This is a genomic window from Dechloromonas hankyongensis (genome assembly GCF_022012295.1).
GTDB classification, from domain to species: domain Bacteria; phylum Pseudomonadota; class Gammaproteobacteria; order Burkholderiales; family Rhodocyclaceae; genus Azonexus; species Azonexus hankyongensis.
In genome coordinates this window covers 1,153,243-1,169,503 of sequence record NZ_JAKLTN010000001.1, presented here as the reverse complement: position 1 = coordinate 1,169,503, position 16,261 = coordinate 1,153,243, and the positions used below count along the sequence as shown (strand labels likewise).

The window sequence follows — 16,261 nt, the reverse complement described above, 5'->3', positions numbered from 1 at the left end:
CGGCAGCCATTAAAGGAGTCGCCATGAAACTGCGCCTATCCGTTGTCGCCCTGAGCGCCGCGCTCGCTACGGCATGCACCACCACCGACAACTCCCGCGCCAAGCTCGATGTCCGGCCCACTCTGTCGGTGCGCCACAGCGCGGAAAGCGCGGCATCCTACTACCAACTCGGCCGCTACTTCCACGGCCAGAACCGGCTGGCGCTGGCCGAAGAAGCCTACCAGCGGGCGACGGCGCTCGACGCCGGGCACATCGACGCGCTCAATGCGCTGGGCAGCCTGTATGCCGAACGTGGCGAACTGGAGCGCGCCGCCGCCAGCTTCGCCCAGGCCGTCGCCCTGGCCCCCGATGCTGCCTACCTGCACAGCAACCTCGGCTACGCCTACCATTTGCAAGGCCGCCCGGTCGCCGCCTACGCCGAGCTGTACCAGGCCCTGCGCCGCGACCCCGGATACGAACGCGCCTGGCGCAATCTGCAGCAGCTGGCCAGCCTGCGTCCCGACCCGGCATTGACCGCCACCATCGCCGCCCGCCAGTTCGACCAGCTGCCGGAGACCCTGCCCGGCGCGCAGGCTGTTGCGCTGCCGGCTTCGCCTGGCGACAGCGAAACGATCAGGGTGGCCGTCGCCACCCTGCCGTCAGTTCCGGCGCTGGCCGCGGGCAGCAGTGACAACGCAGCCGTTGGCGAGCCGGCCGCCATCCCGCCCAGCCCGGCGACGGAAGCGGCTCCTGTTGTCGCGCAGCCGGAAACAAGCGAATCGGCGAGTGCCGCGGCAAGTCCCGTGGATTTTTCGGCGCTGCACATCGAGGTCTCGAACGGCAACGGCATTCCCCGCTTCGCCCGGAACTTTCGCGCGCAGTTGAAAGCCGACGGCATCCCGGTGAGCCGCGTCACCAATCTCGGCTCCTTCCGGCTGCAGGAAAGCGTGGTCGAATACCAGCCCGGCCACGAGCCGGCCGCGCGTGCCCTGAACGCCCGCCTCGGCTTGGCGGCGCGGGTCGTCGCGGCGATCAAGCCCCGTCCGCGCTCGGACATCCGGATCGCGCTCGGCCGAGACGCGACAGCGCCGGCCGGCATGGCGCCCAAGGACAAACCGCCCCTCGCCCGCCTGTAACGGCGGGGCGAACGGGCGCAAGCGCTTTACGGATCAGCGGCCGGCGGCTACCAGACGCCGACGTTGGGCATCGATACCCACGGCTCGCACGGCGGCAAGGCCTCGCCGCGCTGCAGCAACTCGATGGAAATCAGGTCCGGGGAACGCACGAAAGCCATGCGCCCGTCGCGCGGCGGGCGATTGATGACGATGCCGGCCTGTTGCAGGCGCTCGCACATCGCGTAGATGTCGTCGACCGCATAGGCGACGTGGCCAAAGTTACGGGCACTGCCGTAATCTTCCGGGTCCCAGTTGTAGGTCAGTTCCAGTTGCGCGCTTTCGTCGCCCGGGGCGGCCAGGAAGACCAGGGTGAAGCGTCCTTGCTGGTGTTCGGTGCGCCGGACTTCGCGCAGCCCGAGGGCTTCGTAAAAACGCAGCGATGCTTCCAGGTCGCGCACGCGCACCATCGTATGCAGGTATTTCATCGGGGGATTCCTTTATGGTTTTGTGAATAGGACAGTCCTGCCATTTTGACATTCCCGCCGGTCGACTTGGGACAAACTGAATTCACTCGTCGGGCGATGAAGATCAAGGCGCGGGAACTACCCTCCGGGCACAATCCCGCGCAAAGGAGATCGCCATGCAACTGCCCGAATTTTTTTCCCAGGCTCCCGCCATCACGCTGTACGACCCGCTGGCCGAATTGCTCGGCGCCGCGCAAGGCGGCCTGATCGACTATCACTTCGCCGATGCGGTCAAACTGGCCGGCCATTCCTGCCCGACCGTCGCTGGCGCCTGGCTGGCGACCGTGCATGGCCTGCGCGCCCTGTATGGCGACGCAACGCCGGTGCGCGGGGAGATTGCCGTGGCGCTGGCCGAGACGGTCGACGACGGCGTCGCCGGCGTCATCGCCAGCATCGCCACCCTGCTCACCGGGGCCGCCGGCGCCGGTGGATTCAAGGGATTGGGCGGCCGCTACGGGCGGCGCAACCTGCTCGCCTTCGGCGTGGCCGGCGTCGCCGGCATCCGCCTGACCCGGCGCGATACCGGTGCCAGCGTGGACAGCATCGTCCGCCTGCAGAGCGTCGCCGGCGATCCGCGCATGGGCGAACTGCTGCCGCAGATTCTGCACGGCATAGCCGGTCAGGAGAGCATCAAACTGTTCGGCCAACTGTGGCAGGATCGGGTGCGCCGCATCCTGACCGGCTACGGCGACGGCAGGGAACTGGTGGAAATCCGCCACCACCGGCCTTCTGACGCCCAAACCGATTGACATCTGCAGCCAGACCGCGACAATGCCAATAGCACATTCCCCAACAGATTCAGACATGGCAAAACCCGCAGCACTAGTCGTCGACGATTACGCCTCCATGCGCAGCGTCGTGGTCGAAGTCCTCAAGCGCGCCGGGTTCACCGAAATCCATCAAGCCGGCAACGGTCTGCTGGCGCTGGCCAAGCTGAAGGAATACAAGAAGATCGGGCTCATCATTTCCGACTGGTACATGCCGGAAATGGACGGCATCTCACTGCTGCAGGCGGTCAAGGCCGACGAGCAGCTGGCGCACATTCCGTTTCTGATGATCACCGCCGAAGGACAGCGCGCCAACGTGCTCGACGCCATGCAATGCGGCGCCGCCGGCTATATCGTCAAGCCCTTCACCCCGCTCGCCCTGCAGCAGCGCCTGGAAAGCATGTTCCCCTAGGTCCGGCTGCCAGGGTGAATCCGCCCTAGCCCTTGCCCAGCGCTTCACGCACCACCGCCTCGAAACGCTCGACCACCACCGACCAGCGGTGGGCCAGCATCGATTGCCGGGCCGCGACGCCCAGGCGCTCCCGGTTCAGGGTGGCCGCCACCATGCCGACGGCAAGCTCGACATAGCCAACCTCGTCGCCCGGCGGCACCAGCCGGCCATTCTCGCCATCAACGATCAATTCGGCCGCCGCCGCACTGCGATAGGCGAGCACGGGCAGGCCGCTGGCCATCGCCTCGGCCACCACGTTGCCATAGGTTTCGGTCAGGCTGGGGAAGAGGAACAGGTCGGCGCTGGCGTAATGCGCCGCGAGATCGGTGCCGGTGCGCATGCCGGCGAAACGATGATCCGGATGATCGCTGGCCAGCTGCTTCGCCGCCGGCCCGTCGCCGACCCAGACCATGGTGGCCAGCGGATGCTGCCGGATGATCGCTTCAAAAGCCCGCTCGACCAGTTGCAGATTCTTCTCCGGCGCCATGCGGCCGACGTACAGACAGACCGGCGCCGCGTCGGGCGCCGCCCAGCTGGCACGCAATTCACTGCTGCGCCGCTGCGGATCGAACAGCTGAGTATCGACGCCGCGGCCAACGACGCGCACGCCGCTCAGCCCCTCGCCGGCGAGATCGGCGGCCAGGGCGGCGGTCGGCACCATGGTCGCCCGCGTCCGCCGATGCAGGGTGCGCAGATAGGCGGCCACCGCCGGTCGCATCCAGCCCAGGCCGTAATGCACGCTGTAGCGGTCGAAATTGGTGTGGAAACCGGAGGTGACCGGTATCCCCAGCTGGCGCGCCGCATTGACGGCCGACCAGCCGAGCGGCCCCTCGGTCACCACATGCACCAGGTCGGGCCGGCGCGGGTGCCATTCCTTGCGCAGCCGGCGGCCGGCCGGCAAGCCGAAGCGCAGGCCGGGATAGCCGGGCAGCGGAAAACCGGGCAGGGCCAGCTCGTGTTCGCTGTCGGCATCGGCCTGCCCCTGGCGCGGGCGGATGACACGAACCCGGTGGCCGCGTTCGCGCAGGCCGCCGACCAGACGGCCGATGGTCATGGCGACACCGTTGATTTCGGGAGGAAAGGTCTCGGTCACGACGGCGATATCGAGGGAATTCGCGAGTGAATTCGTGAGCGGATTCGATGCGTGCATGGCGGCTCCTGTTTGCCGCCAGACTAGCCGGCCATCGCTACGCGCTGATGACAGCTTTTGTCACCCGGCTGTCACGTCGGCCGCCTATAATTCGCCGTTTCCCGCCAGCCCGCCCGTCCCATGTTCCAGCGCTCCGCCCTCCTCCTCGCCCTGACCGCCGCGATGGCTGTCCATGCCGCCGAAGAAGTGCGGGAAGACTGGCAACTCAAGGGCCAGGCCACCTACGTTTCGCAGAAGTCGAAGAGCTTTCATGCCGCCTACAGCGGCACCAATAGCCTGTTGTCCGGCGGCGAGAGCAGCTACACCTTCACGTCCACCGCCTTTCTCGGCGCCCGCCTGTGGAAGGGTGGCGAGGTCTATCTGAACGTCGAGGCCGGCCAGGGCGACCCGATGTCCGGGCTGACCGGCCTGGGCGGCTTCACCAACGGCGAGGCGACCCGCGTTTCGGGCAACAGCATCCGCGCCTATCGGCAGCGCCTGTTCCTGCGCCAGACCTGGGGCCTGGGCGACGAAACCGAATACCAGGAATCCGAGTTCAACCAGATGGCCGGCCGCGTTGCCAAGGATCGCGTCGTGCTGACCGTCGGCAATTTCTCGACCCTCGACATCTTCGACGACAACGCCTACGCCAAGGACCCGCGCACCCAGTTCCAGAACTGGAGCAACATGGCGCATACCGCCTTCGACTACGCGGCAGACGCCCGCGGCTTCGGCTGGGGCTTTGCCGCCGAGTGGTACCAGGGCGACTGGGTGCTGCGCTTCGGGCGGATGACCGGCCCGACGACGCCGAACGGCAAGGATGTCGACTACCACATCGTCCGCCATTACGGCGACCAACTGGAAATCGAGCACGCCCACCGCATCGCCGAACGTCCCGGCAAGGTCCGCCTGCTCGCCTTCCGCAACCGCGCCCGGACCGCCGCCTACAGCGACGCCAGCGCCTGGCTGGACGCCAATCCGGGTGCCGATCCGCAAGCCATCAACAACGTCCGCAACGGCGAGCGGATCAAGTACGGCTTCGGCCTCAACCTGGAACAGGAAATCGCCGACGATCTCGGCTGGTTCCTGCGCACCATGCACGCCGACGGCCGTACCGAAACCTACGCCTTCACCGAGGCCGACGGCTCCTTCGCCACCGGCCTGTCGCTCAAGGGCGGCCGCTGGAACCGGCCAGACGACACCTTCGGCATCGCCTGGATACGCAACACCATCTCCAACGAGCGGCGCGACTACCTGGCCAAGGGCGGCATTTCCTTCTTCATCGGCGACGGCAAGCTGGGCTACAGCCCGGAACACATCTTCGAGACCTACTACAGCTGGAAAGCCATGCGCAGCCTGTGGCTGACCGCCGATTACCAGCACATCGAGAACCCGGCCTACAACGCCGACCGCGGCCCGGCCAACGTGCTGTCGCTCAGGCTGCACACCGAGTTTTAGGGGTATCCGTATTTGATGGTTGATGCGACAAAAGCGTATTGCATCGCATCAAGTTAACGGTTGCATCACGGGAAACGGTTGAATCCGCCCCCCTAAGCAGCCACTTGATGCTCGTCCATTTCGAGCAATGCCATTACATGAAAACGCTAGTTGCGATTGCGAGAATGCTTCCAATCGCAACGATAAAAATAGGCAAAAGCCTCTGCCCATCGCGCCTAGCAATAATTGTCGCCTCATCCACTCTTACAATGCCATCCACTTCTATCTTGAAAACTTGGTTGTCTTGAATCCAGAAAACTGCGCTTTTCCCTTTGTCGCTTCCCATTTCAGGGTAACCGCAATAATCACGATGACAAGATGAGATAACCTCCCTCTTGTCATCGAGCAGTGCCAAACGCTTGCGGGCATAAGCTTTGAAGGGGTCATCCAAAGTGCCCTTGAGAGGGGTCAACGGGATTTCTGCAACACGAGGAATATCCCGTTGCATCACCGAGGCAAACAAACCTATAGCGACAATAACCAAGATTGCCCATTTCGCATTTAAGCCCCTCCTTTTCCTGTCGTTTACGAGAATTTCCATTGAAGGTCTTAAGAAAATATCATTAGTCGCCATTCAATCATATCGCATATTGCCAGGCCGCTTCTGGCCGAACCAGGGCATGATCCCTCGACTACTGCGGCGCACAGTAGGAATTCAACCCGAAAATACAATCCTCTTTTAAGGAAGCGCCGACTGTCCGGTGCGTCATTCCCGCAAAGGCGGGAATGACGGCATGGGGGCCTTCCTCAGATCGCCGCGCCGAGCGGATTTTCCGGAACGAACTGCGGCGCCCGCAGATTGCGATACAAGGCAGCAAGGCGCTCGGCCATCGCCACATCGCTCCACTCACGGGCATAGAGCGGCGCCTCGTCGGCCAGATACCGCCAGGCGGTCGGTCGGCTCAGCAAATGCCCCAGCGCCTCGCCGAAGGCGCGCGGTTCGGCCGGCGGCGAAAAGGCACCTCGCCCGGGGGCCAGGATATCGACCGTCCCCATCTCGGCCACGGCGATGACCGGCACGCCGGCCGCCATCGCTTCGAGCAGAACCAGGCCCTGGGTTTCGGTACGCGACGCAAAGACGAAGACGTCGGCGGCGGCGTAGCAATCGGGCAAGTCCTGCCGGCGGTCGAGATAGCCGATGAAGGACACGCTGCGCGACAAGCCCAGTTCGCCGACCTTGGCCTGCAGGTCGCCCATGGCCGGCCCTTCGCCGGCGATGACCAGCAGCACGTCGGGGCACAGCTTGCGGGCATCGAGCAAGGCTTCGAGCAGGAAGGCGATATTCTTTTCGTGCGCCACCCGGCCGACGAACAGGGCCATCGGCCTATCCTCGGCAATGCCGTGCTTGAGCCGGAAGGCCATGCCCTCACCGCCCGCGAACTGGGCGATCGGAATGCCGGTCGGCAGCACATGCAGGGGTGCGGTGACGCCGTAGCTTTCGAGCCGCTGGCGCATGGCCGTCGACGGCACGACCACCGCATCAAGATCGTTGCACTGGCGCCGCGAGAAGCGCCGCGCCAGCCCGCGCAGCCAGCCGGCCGGCACCAGGCGGGCGTAGTGCTGCAGGTACTCCTCGAACAGGGTGTGATAGGTGGCGATGACCGGGATGCCCAGCGTCCGCCCGGCCTTCAGCCCGGCGTAATGGGCGATGAACGGGGTCTGGACATGGATCAGGTCGCAGGCCCGGGCTTCGACCAGCACGGCCTGCTGCATCGCCCGCCAGCCGACCAGGCGATCCTCGCGGTCGCCGGGCACCGGCCGGCCGGCGACGCGGACGATACCGTCCTCGTCGGGCTCGTCGCCGTAGCGCGGCACGACCAGCCGGACCTCGACGCCCTGCGCCGCCAGCGTGCGCCGGAAAGTCTCGATGGATGTCGAGACGCCATTGACGCGCGGGAAATACACATCGGAAACCATCAGTATCCGCATGTCAAACCTCCAATGTTTCTTCAAGCCGGGCGGGAACTGCCGTCTGCATTGAGGCCGGCGGCGCGGCCAGCAGGCGTTGCGGCGCCGGCTCGCCCCAGGTCACCAGCTCCAGGCGACCGTCGAAATGCTCGACGATGGCCGTACACGAATCGACCCAGTCGCCGCAATTGACGTAGGTCAGGCCGCCGAGGTCGCGGATGGTCGCCCAGTGGATATGACCGCAGATCACGCCATCCAGGCCGCGCTCGCGGGCATGGTGGATGGCCGATTCCTCGAAGTCGAAAATGAAATTGAGCGCCGTCTTGACCTTGCGCTTGGCGTAGCCGGCCAGCGACCAGTAGCCGGAAATGCCCAGCTTGCGCCGCCCCCAGGACAGCCAGGTGTTGACGCGCACCAGCAGGTCGTAGGCCTTGTCGCCGAGTATGGCCACCCAGCGGTGGTGGCGCGTCACCTGGTCGAACTGGTCGCCATGGATGAGCAGGAAGCGCCGGCCGTCGGCCGTCTCGTGCACCAGTTCATCGACCACCTCGACATCGCCGAAGACGATGCCGCAGTAGTCGCGCAAGGCCTCGTCGTGGTTGCCGGGAATAAAGACCACCCGCTCGCCATGCCGCGCCCGGCGCAGCAGCTTCTGTACCACCGTGTTCTGCGCCTGCGACCAGCAGATGCTGCGGCTCATCGCCCAGAAATCGATGATGTCGCCAATCAGGTAGGTCTGCTCGGCCGGGTGCTCGCGGAGAAATTCAAGAAGACGCTCCGCCTGGCACGCCCGCGTGCCGAGGTGGATGTCGGATAAGAAGACGGATCTGACCTTGGGCATGGCCCCACGATACGACCCGCCCGTGACCGGCCTGTTACGGCCGCATTACGCTTCGATGTCGCTCAGTAGGTCTTGAAGAAGTAAACGACGGTCAGCGTTGCGCCGACGGCGATCACCAGACGCCGCAGCCAGATCGCGGGCATACGTTTGGCGACGGCAGCGCCGACCATGCCACCGATGGCGGCCGTGCCCAAGGCGACCAGGGTATGCGGCCAGCTGATGGCGCCGGCGATCAGGAAGGTGGCCGCCGCGATGGTGTAATTCACCGCCGAGGTCAGGTTCTTCAAGGCATTGAGTTCCTGCATGTCCTCATACCCTTGGATGGACAGCGCAGCCAGGGTCAGGATACCCATGCCGGCACCAAAGAAACCACCGTAGATGGCGACAACGAGTTGAAACAGGGCGCCCCCGACGCCACCACCAGGTTCGCCGGTGGGCACGGCGCCAAAGCGCCGTTTGCCCCAGGCGACAAGCCGGCTGACCTGGGCACTGAAGGCGAACAAGCTGGTGGCGACCAGCAGCAGCCACGGGATGAGCGCCGAAAAAGCAGCATTCGAAGTGGCCAGCAGCAGCAAACCGCCGGTCAGGCCGCCGATGACGGAAACGATGATCAACAGGATGGCCCAGCGCCCATGGCGCATGGCCTCCTCGCGATAGGCCCAGGCGCTGGACAGGCTGGCCGGCCATAGCGCGACCGTATTGCTGGCGTTGGCCGTAACGGGCGGCACGCCTGCAGCAAGCATGGCCGGGAAGGAAAAGAAGGTTCCACCGCCGGCGATGGCGTTCATGCCTCCAGCCAGGAAGGCGCCGAGCGCGACGAGAAGGGCTTCGTTCAGCGTCATATCGTTTGGTCACTGCAAGAGAAATGGTTGGAGGGCTCTGTCCAATTTGCCGCCCGCTAGACAGTGCGATTTTCCCTTAGGGGCGGCAACAGCTTCTACAGCCCCCCTGCTCCGGCGTCCACCTTCAGCTTCAAGGAAAGCTTCATCTCAAAATGGATATATGTCAGAAGAGGGTCAGTGCACGGTAGGAGCTTTTGTCGGCATTCTTTACACAAAAGCATGTACAAAAATAAAAACACATTAAAAATCAGCAACATGCACCAATGGCACGACCATTGCAGAGAATGACCACGTCTTGTTTGCCAGGGGCCTGAAATGAATTTCTTCAGCAAAATGCTCGTCGCCAGCACAATCGCAGCCTTATTCGTGAGTTCAGCTTCCGCTGACCAAATCAAGGTCAGCATGACTGTCGATAACTCCTACGCTCTTTACACCGGCACTCTGACGAGCGCCACCACGTTTATCGGCACTGACGGCAACTGGCCAAGCGTTGAAACCTACAACTTCAACCTCACGGGCGGCAGCTATATTTATGTCGTGACATCATCCGACAAATCAGTTGCACAAGGATTTCTCGCTCAGTTTGAGAACCTAACGCAAGGCTACAAATTCTACAGCCAAGACCCGCAATGGCAGGTAATGGCGACCGGTCTGGGAGGAAATGCTCCCTATGCAGGCACGCCAGCAGACATCGCTCTTCTAAGTCAGGAATTATTGGATGCGAATTCCGGAGGAAATGCCTCCAATGGCTGGGCTGATTTCACTGCCGGAGCCAACAACGGAGCTGGTCCTTGGGGCCTCATGTCCGGTATTGATGCTGCTGCCAAATGGGTATGGTACGCAGGTGGCAACTGCGACGCCACGAATCCGACGAACGGCGGATGCGATGCCGGTGAATGGCTCGTTTTCAGAATTGCAGTTGCAGCGACACCGGATAATCCGCGGCCTGACGCCAACAACAACGTGCCGGAGCCGACTACCCTCGCTCTTCTCGGATTAGGTCTTATTGGCCTGGCAACGAGACGTCAGCGCCCAAGCCGGCCTTAATAAAATTCGCTACGCTCACCCAAGCGGCCAGCTCGGTGAGGTGGCCTTGTTTTTCTATCCAAAGAACATCTCTAGGCTATCTCAAGCGTCAATTTCGCCTCGGCAATGAATCGCGACTGAGTTATCAAGTCGCTCCATTCACGATCATGAGCCGCGATGGTATTGAGTAGGTCATCTAGCGGGCGAGCTTGCCAGAGGCATCGCTATTCGCTGCCACCACACAGGCTAGATCGCGATTCACGCCGCCCCAGCCGTCCTTGAACAAGGGCAGCAGATAAACCGCAGCAAATCCACCCAGTCCCCACAAGCAAGCGGCAATACGCCACGGCAGCGAACCGGGGTAGCCTTGGCCGTCGAAAGGCAACGTCGCCACGGCAACCACGGAAATGGCGATCAGGAACCAGTGGGCGCGTACGCCCAGGCCCCAGCGGAAGTGCTGGCTCAGGCGCAGGCCGAGCCAGCCGCCGAGCAGGCCGACCATGGCACCGGCCAGCACGTCGACCGGCCAGTGGGCGCCGACCGCGACTCGGGAGAAGCCGGCCAGTGCGGCGAGCGCGACCAGCAGCGCGGCGCGCCAGCCAAGCAGCGCCATCCACGCGACGACGAAGGAGAAGGCCGATACCGTGTGGCCGGAGGGAAAGCTGTGTGCTGTCAGCTTGGCACCGATGATGGTGATCTGCGCCGCATCGAATACGGCCGCCGGACGCGGCAAGGGAACCGCCATCTTGAAGCCGCGGCTGACCGCACCGGCGATCAGCGCGCCGAGGAAGAGCGCCCAGAACACGCGCGGATAGCGCAGGCAGAAGGGCAGCATCAGGGCCAGTTGGACGCGGGCGTCGCCGAGCGTAGTCAGCGACTCCCACAATATCGGCGGCAAATGGCTGCCGACTGCCTGGCCGGCGAGAAAGCCGCCTTGCCAGCTATCACTCAGCCACACCCCGAGCAGCGCCACGGCGAGCAGCAGGCAGCTGATCAGCACCCCGGCATCGAACCACGGATGCCGGGCGTACAGCGCGTCGTCCTTCACGGCTGCCCCTCGCGCTCGACGCGGGCCAGGGTGACAAAGCTCTTCTGGTAGAGGTTGTTCATGCGCAGCCCCGGGGCCAGCAACGCCTGGACTTCGGACTGGCGGTCGGTGCGGGTGAGGACCAGTTCGCCCTCGACCGGCACGCGGGTCGGCGTCGCGGCCTGCCGATAAACGCTGAAGCTGGGCATGATGATGCGCCAGGCGACGACCGTGCCGCCGGCATCCCGAGCCACCTGTGCCGCCTCGCGGATCGGCCCCTGGGTGACGCCGATGACGCGCGGCGCGATGATCGCCGAGATCATCACCGCCTGCAGCAGGCCGGCCAGCAGCAGGCCCTGCCACACCGGCAGGCTGCGCCACAGTGCGAGGCCGATGGCAGCGACGGCGAGCAGCGGCAACAGCCAGCGCGCCTGGTCGGAGAAGGCCACGACCAGACCGTCGAGCAGGGTTTTCTCGAACGGCTTGCCCGCCTTGCCGGCGGCAAAAGTCAGGATTTCCGGCAGGGCCGCGAGGACCACCGCGAACAGGATCAGCGGCATGTAGGCCAGCCAGCGCCGTTCGAAGTCTGGCCGATACTTGGCCAGCAGAATGAACACCGGCGTGCAGCCGTAGAGCAGGTAGTGCGGCAGCTGCGTGCCGGAAAACGAAAAGAAGGCGAAGACGACGACGAACCAGATGAGCAGGAAGCGCTCGAACAGGCCTTCGCCACGCATCGTACCCAGCGGCGCCCGGCGTAGCCGGCCGGCCAATTTGCCGACGATGGCCAGCAGCCAGCCAAAGAAGGGCATCAGCACGAAGGGCAGCACGACCAGGTAGTAGTACCACTTGCCGCCGTGCCCCTCGAAGGTGTTCGAGTAGCGATTGACGTTGTGCTTGAGGTAGAAGCCGCGGAAGAAGGCATCACCCTGGTCGAGATAGACCGCCACATGCCAGGGCACGACGATGGCCAGGAAGACCAGCCAGCCCGGCCAGAAGAAGATGGCGCGCAGCCAGGCCCGCCAGGCGCCGGCCGATACGAAGAACAGGCCGCTGACCAGCAGCGGGAAGAAGACGGCGACCGGCCCCTTGGTCAGGAAGCCGAGGCCGAGCATGCCGTAGGTGTAGAACAGCAGGCGCCGCGTTTGCCCGGCCGGCTTGCCGTCGCGTTCGGCGCAGAAATAATCGTAGATGCCGAACATCGACAGGGCGATGAACAGGTTGAGCAGGGCATCGGAAATCGCCGCCTTGGCGACGAAGCCGACGGCCAGCGACAGGGCCATGACCAGCGCCGCGACCTGCGCCGTCCGCCGGTCGGCATGGCGGGCGCAGAAACGGTAGAGGGCGAGCATCCACAGCACGGCGAAGACGATGGACGGCAGGCGGAAGCCGATTTCGCTGACGCCGAGCGCGCTGACCGACACGGCCTGCGCCCAGTAGATCAGGATCGGCTTGTCGTGGCGCGGCGCGTCGTTCAGGGTGGGCGACACCAGGTTGCCGCGCGCCATCATTTCGCGCGTCGCTTCCGAGAAGGCGCCCTCGTCCACGTCGGTCAGCGGCAGGCTGTAGGCATTCAGCACGAAGGCGATCGCCACGGCCAGCAGCAGGCTGAACGGCGACAGCAGGAAACGCTCGATGGCGGAAGGGAGGTCACGGGCTCGCATGGCCGGCATTATAAGGCAGCGCGTGGGCCGCCCCGCCGCCGCTTGACGTTGCCATGGCGGGCGCCTAAATTCGCCGCTTTCCGCCCACTGCGCCCCAAGGATTCCCCATGAACATCGGCACTCCGCTCTCCCCTTCGGCCCTGCGCGTCATGCTGCTCGGCGCCGGCGAACTCGGCAAGGAAGTGATCATCGCCCTGCAGCGCCTGGGCGTCGAAGTCATCGCCGTCGACCGCTACGAAAACGCCCCCGGCCACCAGGTCGCCCACCGCGCCCACGTCATTTCGATGACCGACGGCGCCGCCCTGCGCCGCCTGGTCGAACTGGAGAAGCCGCACCTGATCGTGCCGGAAATCGAAGCCATCGCCACCGACATGCTGGTCGCCATCGAGGCCGCCGGGCTGGCCGAAGTGATCCCCACCGCCCGCGCTGCCAAGCTGACCATGAACCGCGAAGGAATCCGCCGCCTGGCGGCCGAGGAACTCGGCCTGCCCACCTCGCCTTATCAATTCGCCGATTCTCTGGCCGAACTGCAGGCCGCCATCGACGGCGGCATCGGCTACCCGTGCATCGTCAAGCCGACCATGTCGTCGTCGGGCAAGGGCCAGTCGCTGCTGCGCGGCCCGGACGACGTGCAGAAGGCCTGGGGCTATGCGGCGAGCGGCGGCCGGGTGAACCAGGGCCGGGTCATCGTCGAGGGCTTCATCGACTTCGATTACGAAATCACCCTGCTCACCGTCCGCGCCCGCAATGCGGCCGGTGACGTGGCGACCCACTTCTGCGAGCCGATCGGCCACGTGCAGGTTTCCGGCGACTACGTCGAATCGTGGCAGCCGCAGGCAATGACCCCGGCCGCGCTGCAGCGGGCGCAGGAAATCGCCGCCGCCGTCACCGGCAACTTGGGCGGGCGCGGCCTGTTCGGCGTCGAACTGTTCGTCAAGGGCGACCAGGTGTGGTTCTCCGAAGTCAGCCCACGGCCGCACGACACCGGGCTGGTCACCCTCTGTTCGCAACGCTTCTCCGAATTCGAACTGCACGCCCGCGCCATCCTCGGCCTGCCAGTCGATACCGCCCTGCGCGAACCGGGCGCCTCGGCCGTCATCTACGGCGGCATGGAAGAAAAGGGCATCGCTTTCGAAGGCCTGGCCGACGCGCTGGCCGTCCCGCGCAGCGACCTGCGCCTGTTCGGCAAGCCGGAATCCTTCACCAAGCGCCGCATGGGGGTCGCCGTGGCCAACGGCGACGACACCGACCAGGCCCGCCAACGCGCCAAGCTGGCGGCCGGCAAGGTGCGCCCGATCAAACGCTGAAAAACCCGGTTTAGATCAGGCGCGGAGAGGGTGACGGCTCGGCGCGGCGGTCAGGCCGTCGCCTTGCCGGCCGGCAGGCGCTTCCCTTTTGCCGGCTTGGCAGTAGCCGACTTGACGGTCGCTGGCTTGGCAACGGCCGGCTTGGTGGCGGCCTTCACAACGAGCGCCTGATGGCCTTCGCTTTCGGCCCGGGCTACCGTCTCGATGGCCGCTTCGCTCATTTCATGCAAAGCGTGCTCGGCCGATTGCAGCGAGCTTTTCACCGCTGCCAGGGCCAGTTCCGTCTCCCACGGGCTGCTCTTGCTGGCCCGGTCGATGGCCGCTATCGCCATGGAATCGAGGATGCGCACCTGGATTTCGGCACTGCGGATGATCGCCTTGTGCGTGGCGCCGAAGATGGACAGCGCCTCGTCGAACAAGCGCCCGGCCCGGGCCACATGGTCCAGCCACAGCGCCGCCGGCAGCTGCGCCGCGCTGTCCGGCCGCGCGGCACCGAACGACGCCCATTGCCGCGCGCCCTGTTCGATGCTGGCGCGCCCTGCCGCCGCGACGGCCGCCGACAGGCAATGCGCCGCATCGAGGCAGGCGTCGGCCAGACCCAGCATGTTGTTCAGGGCGCGTTCTCGGCTCAGCGCGATTTCATGGGCAGACAGGAACATGGCCTTCTCCGGTTGGGTTGCGGGGCACGCAATCTAATGCAGGGCGATGACGGCAAAATGACTAGCGGATGGACTTGACGCCATCGGCCGTGCCGAGCAGCAGCAGATTGGCCGGACGCACAGCGAACAGGCCGTTGGTGACGACGCCGGTGATCTGGTTGACCTGCGCCTCCAGCCCCTTGGGATCGGTAATGGCCAGGCCCTTGACGTCGAGGATGACGTTGCCGTTGTCGGTGACGAAGCCTTCGCGCAGCACCGGGGTACCGCCCAGCTTGGCCAACTCGCGGGCGACATGGGCGCGCGCCATCGGGATGACCTCGACCGGCAGCGGAAACTTGCCCATCACCTCGACCAGCTTGGAGGCGTCGCAGATGCAGACGAATTCGCGCGCCACGGCGGCGACGATCTTCTCGCGGGTCAGCGCCCCGCCGCCGCCCTTGATCATATTCAGCCCGCCGTCGATTTCGTCGGCACCATCGACATAGACCGGGATGTCGCTCACGTCGTTGAGATCGAAGACGGTGATGCCGTGGCCTTCGAGACGCTTGCGGGTGGCTTCCGAACTGGCCACGGCGCCCTGGTAGCGGTCCTTGATGGCGGCCAGCGCGTCGATGAAGAAGTTGGCCGTCGAGCCGGTGCCGACGCCAATGATGCTGCCGGCCGGTGCGGTCTGCGCCACGTAATCGGCGGCGGCCTGGGCGACGGCCTGCTTGAGTTCGTCCTGGGTCATGCTGTTGCTCCTGATGAGTTTTGCGCGCATTTTACTCCGTCGGCGGCGCGCCAAATGGTCATAAAAGTTTAACTTTCGGCAGATAGCGAATCGCTAAACTAGCCATACTGTTTTTCAGGGAGAACACCGTATGACCGACAAGACGCAAAAGTTGGCCGCCAAGCCGGCCAGCACCACGCGCACGCCGAAAAAACTGGTGCCGCGTACCGCGCCGAAGCCTGCCGCCAAGGCGGCAGCCGCCGAAGCCACAACCAAGCCCGCCACCCGGACCCCGGCGCCAGCGGCCACGCCCCCCGCACCGAACCAGGCCAAGACCAGCGCCGCCAGCGCCCCTAAAAAACCGCGCGCTCCGCGCCAGCCGAGTGAAGTCGAACAGACCGTGGCCAAGCACCAGAAAGTGCTGGCCGATGCGCTGGCCAAGGCGCAGGCGATCAAGTACGACCAGCCCAAGGTGATGAAGCAGGAAACACCGAAGTCCGCGAAGGCCGCAAAAGCCGCCAAGCCGGAAAAGGCCCCCAAGGCGAAGAAGGTCAAGTTGGTGCGCGACAGCTACGCCATGCCGGAATCCGAATACGCCCGCATCGGCGAATTGAAGAAGCGCCTCACCGCGCTGGGCAGCGAGGTCAAGAAGAGCGAACTGCTGCGCTGCGGCATCGCCCTGCTCGCCGCGCTCAACGACAGCGAACTGAAGGCCGTGATGGGCCGCGTCGAGCGCATCAAGACGGGGCGCCCGAACAAGTAAGCCTATAAATCCCGTTTGTTACAGCCTGTCATCCGGCTGTAACAAACGGCGGATAA

General features: G+C 64.9%; 17 protein-coding genes. 7 read left to right on the top strand and 10 right to left on the bottom strand.

The genetic code is table 11. From position 1 onward, the window contains the following. Positions 1-23 precede the first annotated feature (23 nt). Positions 24-1,115 carry a tetratricopeptide repeat protein gene (locus LZ012_RS05545; RefSeq protein ID WP_275708404.1) on the top strand — a complete coding sequence of 364 codons (1,092 nt, stop codon included), beginning with the start codon at positions 24-26 and terminating at the stop codon, positions 1,113-1,115. A 47-nt stretch (positions 1,116-1,162) separates the two neighbouring features. Here LZ012_RS05545 and LZ012_RS05540 read toward each other — a convergent pair whose 3' ends face one another. Continuing rightward, positions 1,163-1,579, bottom strand: a complete 417-nt coding sequence (locus LZ012_RS05540) for a VOC family protein (RefSeq protein ID WP_275708402.1) — start codon at positions 1,577-1,579, stop codon at positions 1,163-1,165. 155 nt (positions 1,580-1,734) lie between these two features. Here LZ012_RS05540 and LZ012_RS05535 point away from each other — a divergent pair, with 155 nt between their 5' ends. After that, positions 1,735-2,367, top strand: a complete 633-nt coding sequence (locus LZ012_RS05535; protein ID WP_275708400.1) for a hypothetical protein — start codon at positions 1,735-1,737, stop codon at positions 2,365-2,367. Positions 2,368-2,422: 55 nt separating this feature from the next. Then, positions 2,423-2,797: a response regulator gene (locus LZ012_RS05530; protein WP_275708397.1), complete on the top strand. Its 375-nt coding sequence runs from the start codon at positions 2,423-2,425 to the stop codon at positions 2,795-2,797. Positions 2,798-2,822: 25 nt separating this feature from the next. On the opposite strand, the gene LZ012_RS05525 is transcribed toward LZ012_RS05530, so the two are convergent. After that, on the bottom strand, positions 2,823-3,986 hold the full coding sequence (locus LZ012_RS05525) for a glycosyltransferase family 4 protein (RefSeq protein WP_275708395.1): 1,164 nt from the start codon (positions 3,984-3,986) through the stop codon (positions 2,823-2,825). Between the two features lie 120 nt (positions 3,987-4,106). Here LZ012_RS05525 and LZ012_RS05520 point away from each other — a divergent pair, with 120 nt between their 5' ends. After that, the gene (locus tag LZ012_RS05520) at positions 4,107-5,423 is read left to right on the top strand and encodes a carbohydrate porin (protein WP_275708393.1); all 1,317 of its coding nucleotides are present in this window, start codon (positions 4,107-4,109) and stop codon (positions 5,421-5,423) included. Positions 5,424-5,556: 133 nt separating this feature from the next. On the opposite strand, the gene LZ012_RS05515 is transcribed toward LZ012_RS05520, so the two are convergent. The 4 genes from LZ012_RS05515 to LZ012_RS05500 form a co-directional block, all read right to left on the bottom strand. Next, entirely contained in the window at positions 5,557-6,003 is a 447-nt protein-coding gene (locus LZ012_RS05515; protein WP_275708390.1) for a hypothetical protein, read from the bottom strand. A 206-nt stretch (positions 6,004-6,209) separates the two neighbouring features. Then, on the bottom strand, positions 6,210-7,391 hold the full coding sequence (locus LZ012_RS05510; RefSeq protein WP_275708388.1) for a glycosyltransferase: 1,182 nt from the start codon (positions 7,389-7,391) through the stop codon (positions 6,210-6,212). A gap of 1 nt (position 7,392) precedes the next feature. Next, positions 7,393-8,211: a UDP-2,3-diacylglucosamine diphosphatase gene (locus LZ012_RS05505; RefSeq protein ID WP_275708385.1), complete on the bottom strand. Its 819-nt coding sequence runs from the start codon at positions 8,209-8,211 to the stop codon at positions 7,393-7,395. Between the two features lie 62 nt (positions 8,212-8,273). After that, positions 8,274-9,053: a sulfite exporter TauE/SafE family protein gene (locus LZ012_RS05500; RefSeq protein WP_275708383.1), complete on the bottom strand. Its 780-nt coding sequence runs from the start codon at positions 9,051-9,053 to the stop codon at positions 8,274-8,276. A 315-nt stretch (positions 9,054-9,368) separates the two neighbouring features. Here LZ012_RS05500 and LZ012_RS05495 point away from each other — a divergent pair, with 315 nt between their 5' ends. Further along, entirely contained in the window at positions 9,369-10,100 is a 732-nt protein-coding gene (locus LZ012_RS05495; RefSeq protein WP_275708379.1) for a PEP-CTERM sorting domain-containing protein, read from the top strand. A 175-nt stretch (positions 10,101-10,275) separates the two neighbouring features. Here the strand turns inward: LZ012_RS05495 and LZ012_RS05490 are convergent, their stop codons facing one another. Both LZ012_RS05490 and LZ012_RS05485 read right to left on the bottom strand, forming a co-directional pair. Next, complete coding sequence (locus LZ012_RS05490; protein WP_275708376.1) at positions 10,276-11,127, bottom strand: phosphatase PAP2 family protein; 852 nt, start codon at positions 11,125-11,127, stop codon at positions 10,276-10,278. Then, positions 11,124-12,767, bottom strand: coding sequence for an ArnT family glycosyltransferase (locus tag LZ012_RS05485; protein ID WP_275708373.1), 1,644 nt, complete (start codon positions 12,765-12,767; stop codon positions 11,124-11,126). The genes LZ012_RS05490 and LZ012_RS05485 overlap by 4 nt, the downstream gene beginning before the upstream one ends. 107 nt (positions 12,768-12,874) lie before the next feature. On the opposite strand from LZ012_RS05485, the gene purT reads away from it, so the two are divergent. Further along, on the top strand, positions 12,875-14,074 hold the full coding sequence (gene purT, locus LZ012_RS05480; protein WP_275708371.1) for a formate-dependent phosphoribosylglycinamide formyltransferase: 1,200 nt from the start codon (positions 12,875-12,877) through the stop codon (positions 14,072-14,074). A gap of 50 nt (positions 14,075-14,124) precedes the next feature. Here purT and LZ012_RS05475 read toward each other — a convergent pair whose 3' ends face one another. Together LZ012_RS05475 and rpiA are read right to left on the bottom strand one after the other, a co-directional pair. Beyond that, entirely contained in the window at positions 14,125-14,733 is a 609-nt protein-coding gene (locus tag LZ012_RS05475) for a hypothetical protein (RefSeq protein ID WP_275708369.1), read from the bottom strand. Positions 14,734-14,794: 61 nt separating this feature from the next. After that, positions 14,795-15,463, bottom strand: a complete 669-nt coding sequence (rpiA, locus tag LZ012_RS05470; protein ID WP_275708367.1) for a ribose-5-phosphate isomerase RpiA — start codon at positions 15,461-15,463, stop codon at positions 14,795-14,797. Positions 15,464-15,593: 130 nt separating this feature from the next. Here rpiA and LZ012_RS05465 point away from each other — a divergent pair, with 130 nt between their 5' ends. Further along, on the top strand, positions 15,594-16,205 hold the full coding sequence (locus tag LZ012_RS05465; protein WP_275708365.1) for a hypothetical protein: 612 nt from the start codon (positions 15,594-15,596) through the stop codon (positions 16,203-16,205). Positions 16,206-16,261: the final 56 nt, after the last annotated feature.

What these genes read in the sequence shown, in the direction of transcription:
- LZ012_RS05535 (WP_275708400.1), top strand. Translation starts at nt 1,735, where the DNA reads ATGCAACTGCCCGAATTTTTTTCCCAGGCTCCCGCCATCACGCTGTAC.
- LZ012_RS05530 (WP_275708397.1), top strand. Translation starts at nt 2,423, where the DNA reads ATGGCAAAACCCGCAGCACTAGTCGTCGACGATTACGCCTCCATGCGC.
- LZ012_RS05525 (WP_275708395.1), bottom strand. Translation starts at nt 3,986, where the DNA reads ATGCACGCATCGAATCCGCTCACGAATTCACTCGCGAATTCCCTCGAT.
- purT (WP_275708371.1), top strand. Translation starts at nt 12,875, where the DNA reads ATGAACATCGGCACTCCGCTCTCCCCTTCGGCCCTGCGCGTCATGCTG.
- LZ012_RS05540 (WP_275708402.1), bottom strand. Translation starts at nt 1,579, where the DNA reads ATGAAATACCTGCATACGATGGTGCGCGTGCGCGACCTGGAAGCATCG.
- LZ012_RS05500 (WP_275708383.1), bottom strand. Translation starts at nt 9,053, where the DNA reads ATGACGCTGAACGAAGCCCTTCTCGTCGCGCTCGGCGCCTTCCTGGCT.
- LZ012_RS05545 (WP_275708404.1), top strand. Translation starts at nt 24, where the DNA reads ATGAAACTGCGCCTATCCGTTGTCGCCCTGAGCGCCGCGCTCGCTACG.
- LZ012_RS05510 (WP_275708388.1), bottom strand. Translation starts at nt 7,391, where the DNA reads ATGCGGATACTGATGGTTTCCGATGTGTATTTCCCGCGCGTCAATGGC.
- LZ012_RS05495 (WP_275708379.1), top strand. Translation starts at nt 9,369, where the DNA reads ATGAATTTCTTCAGCAAAATGCTCGTCGCCAGCACAATCGCAGCCTTA.
- LZ012_RS05465 (WP_275708365.1), top strand. Translation starts at nt 15,594, where the DNA reads ATGACCGACAAGACGCAAAAGTTGGCCGCCAAGCCGGCCAGCACCACG.
- LZ012_RS05520 (WP_275708393.1), top strand. Translation starts at nt 4,107, where the DNA reads ATGTTCCAGCGCTCCGCCCTCCTCCTCGCCCTGACCGCCGCGATGGCT.
- LZ012_RS05475 (WP_275708369.1), bottom strand. Translation starts at nt 14,733, where the DNA reads ATGTTCCTGTCTGCCCATGAAATCGCGCTGAGCCGAGAACGCGCCCTG.
- LZ012_RS05485 (WP_275708373.1), bottom strand. Translation starts at nt 12,767, where the DNA reads ATGCGAGCCCGTGACCTCCCTTCCGCCATCGAGCGTTTCCTGCTGTCG.
- LZ012_RS05505 (WP_275708385.1), bottom strand. Translation starts at nt 8,211, where the DNA reads ATGCCCAAGGTCAGATCCGTCTTCTTATCCGACATCCACCTCGGCACG.
- LZ012_RS05515 (WP_275708390.1), bottom strand. Translation starts at nt 6,003, where the DNA reads ATGGAAATTCTCGTAAACGACAGGAAAAGGAGGGGCTTAAATGCGAAA.
- rpiA (WP_275708367.1), bottom strand. Translation starts at nt 15,463, where the DNA reads ATGACCCAGGACGAACTCAAGCAGGCCGTCGCCCAGGCCGCCGCCGAT.